At 68.0% G+C, this 565-nt stretch carries 1 protein-coding gene; it reads right to left on the bottom strand.

Going from position 1 to position 565, the window contains the following annotated elements:
- On the bottom strand, positions 1–565 hold a 565-nt coding region (locus tag JHD21_RS19000), incomplete at both ends, for a hypothetical protein (protein WP_292678400.1).

Here is a 565-nt window from a genome sequence, read left to right as displayed (position 1 = left end):
GAGGAAGAGCGTGTAGAAGAGCAGCACCGCCAGCGAGTGCCGGTCGGTGTCGGTGCTCGGGAGGGTCTGGTAGGTCAGGTCGCGCACGACCTCGGGGGCCATGAAGAACGGCGTCCCGAGCACGCGGCTGGTGCCGTCGTCGACCCCCACGTTGTCGTTGTCGCAGATCAGCACGTCGCCGTGCTCGGGCTCGAAGAAGACGTTGCCGAAGGAGATGTCGCGGTAGCACATGCCACGCGCGTGCAGGCGCAGGAAGCTGTAGCTCAGCTGGCGGCACATCGCGATGGTCGAGGCGAAGGACACCGAGAGCGGGTGGCCGTCGCGGTCGGTGTTGGACAGGAGATAGCTGAGCTCGAGGAAGCGGCTCTCCCGCAGGCGCATGACGTAGCCGAACGACGGCTGGTCGGCCACGCGCGCCATGCTGATCGGCCACAGGAACCGCTCGTGCGGCGAGCCGGACTCGACCAGGCGCTGCATCTCGTCGAACTGCTCCACGGAGGCGCACTCGGGTCGGTACCCCTTGAGCGCGAGGGCCTCGCCGTTGGCGAGCCGGACCTCGTAGACG

This window comes from Nocardioides sp. (assembly GCF_016462705.1).
GTDB lineage: Bacteria > Actinomycetota > Actinomycetes > Propionibacteriales > Nocardioidaceae > Nocardioides.
Note: the sequence above shows the minus strand (reverse complement) of the source record. Positions and strands in the feature narration are given on the sequence as shown.